General features: G+C 44.6%; 2 protein-coding genes. Both read right to left on the bottom strand.

The window, feature by feature from the left end; translation table 11 throughout:
* Positions 1-392 precede the first annotated feature (392 nt).
* Positions 393-2,186, bottom strand: a complete 1,794-nt coding sequence (tnpC, locus tag B5F78_RS16325) for an IS66 family transposase (protein ID WP_087407240.1) — start codon at positions 2,184-2,186, stop codon at positions 393-395.
* A 72-nt stretch (positions 2,187-2,258) separates the two neighbouring features.
* On the bottom strand, positions 2,259-2,606 hold a 348-nt coding region (gene tnpB, locus B5F78_RS16330), incomplete at its 5' end, for an IS66 family insertion sequence element accessory protein TnpB (protein ID WP_140400226.1).

Genomic DNA, 2,606 nt, shown 5'->3' on the forward strand with positions numbered 1-2,606 from the left:
TTCCGCTTCTGTTCTTCGTCAGATAGCCCGCTATCTTCCTCATCACACAAGCGGAAATGCCTCAAAAACTCATCCCAAATCATCGCACGATAAATTCAAAACAGTTTCTTAGCTCTGCAAACATCCCATGCAGGGGCGTATTGTATACGCCCGAATGCGTCAACTAATCCACGTAGATGTTTTTGGGCAGGCAAACCCTGCCCCCTACAAGGCATTTTGGCAAAATGAGGACATTCGTACTACTTTTTTAAAGGATATATATTCATCGGCAGTTGCAGTATATATTCATCAGCAGTTGCAGTATATGTAAGCACTCAATTTAGGGCATCCCCCTTTGAAAGGGCACTTTTGAGTGCCCTAAACCGAGTTTTGTTAATTAATTAGCTTTGAATTTAACATTGGCCGGCAGCCAAAGTGATTTTGCCAGGAACCATGTTAACATAATCCCTGCATCCGTTAAAGATATTTTTGAAAAAAGTTCCGATGAAGTTCCAGACAGAACTGCCATGAAGCTTTACCGTTCCTATTACACTATGATAAGTTGCAGCCATCTCAGCCCCGGCATCACTGCCATAATGGAGTGAATTGTTGCGCTGGGTAGTCAGCTTCCGGATGGTCCGCTCGGCAAGATTGTTGTCTATCGGAAGATCCCCATCGTCCAGAAAAGCAAATAGTTCCTTCCAAAACTTCTTCAAGTAATTAAGAGCTTCTGTATAATACTGGCTTCTAAATTCTGAATTCTTCGACAGTTCACTCTCCAACAGGCTGCGCAATTCTATCAGGTGTTCCTTCGTTTCCAGGCTTTGCCTTTCCCGCAGTCTCTCTTCCGGAGTAAGACCGGCTTCATCATAAATATGTTCTTTAGAAAAGAACCACTTTAAAAGCTTTGAAAAACGTTCGGCTAGCGGTTCGCCTCCTTGATTACCGGCTTTAACGAACTTATTATTCGCATGGGACATACAAACCTGATGGATAGTATCCTTAAACTGAGCCGATTTCAACTCATCGCCGATAAATACATAAGCGTTGTATCCGTCGGACATGATACTCTTCAATTCCGCATCACCCAGGAAGTCGGTAAGTACCTCACGGCCGCGGGAGCCATCCTCATAGAAGAAAATGGCTGTTTTCTGAGTCTTGTTGACCAATACCCAGATATAACACTTCTTATAACGGTCATATTTGCGAACCTTGCACCAGGTCTCATCGCAGTTCACAACCGAGTCCTTTTCCAAGGCAACGGACTTCAATACACGAACCAACTCATCAAGGTATTTCTTGCCTTTCTTAAGCCAGTTGCGTAAGGTGTTTTTAGAAATGGTCATTCCCATATCCGTCAGCCATTGGTGCAGAAGGCCGAAGGTCACATTCTTTACATAAACTTCATAGGCTATGGCCTGCAGAAATTCAGGAGTGGCTTTAGTCCCCTCAAACTTAGTTACCACCTCCGGATGGCCTTCAGAGGGGAAATAACCCCACTTCGGCTTTTTGCCAGGCTCTGCATAATGGACCATCTCAAAACATTCTTCCGTAAGGAAGGTGCGGAAACTGAATACACGTACCATCCTTCTTTCAATGATACGTCCGGGAACCTTTGTCAGATCTGACGGATGCTCTACCACTTCTCCGGACACTCCCATCGTTTTATACCCGTCGGGACGATTGCCCAGGTCACGTTCCTTTTTGGGAAGGGCCGGCTCATTCCGGGATTCGTTATTGTCTACAGAATCCGTACGGAGTGTATCGTCCGTACCGTCATAATCATCTTTCTCCTTTTGCCGGTCAGAAGCACTCTTTTCTGCCTTGGAGTGTATCCTTTGACGCCTGTCTCCAAAACGTTCCTGATTGGCAAAATCAAGTCTTTCCTGAAAAGCCTTTGCCTTCCGTTCAGCCGATTGGCGAAGCTTGCGCTCTTCTGATAACCGGTTTTCCAAATCGGACTGTTTCGATTGCATGGAGGACACCTGATCCTTCAGTTCCTTCATCTGAACCATGAAATCCTCCAAGACAAGCTTCATGGCGTCATTTGTCAACCTGAGGTCCTGATTCTGCTCAGCAAGGTATTGTATGTACCGGTCTTTTTGATCGTCTGCCATACCTTCACTATAATTTATAGGGTTCCGTGAGTAGGTTTCCCTACTCAACAATTCCCTTTTTGAGTCTATTATATGTTGCAGTTCGATCATGTTTAAACCTTTGATTTACAGATATAAAGGTACTAAAATAATCGCAAAACCGCAAGCAAACAGACATATTAATTATCTGATTTTTAATGTTTTAACTATAGGGTTTTCCAGTATCAGGACCACATCTTTCCAGTCAATCCGATAAACGGTATCCGCTCCGTTCCGCTCCACTTTCATGAACTGGTAGCCCGCGACAAACTTCTTTTCGAACAGGCTGTATGAATGATTGTCAAATGAAAACATACGGACTATCCTTCGGTTTCGCGACATGACAATAAAGACATCCCCGTCACAGGGTTCCCGGTGAAGCCGTTCACGGATGATGGACAACACACGGCTGTGCTTGCAACGCATGTCGGTAAAGTCACGCACATAATAAAAATGATTCAGACCGGTAACACTCAGCATAGACCCTCCAGC

This window comes from Bacteroides sp. An279 (assembly GCF_002159615.1).
GTDB lineage: Bacteria > Bacteroidota > Bacteroidia > Bacteroidales > Bacteroidaceae > Phocaeicola > Phocaeicola intestinalis.

What these genes read in the sequence shown, in the direction of transcription:
- tnpC (WP_087407240.1), bottom strand. Translation starts at nt 2,186, where the DNA reads ATGATCGAACTGCAACATATAATAGACTCAAAAAGGGAATTGTTGAGT.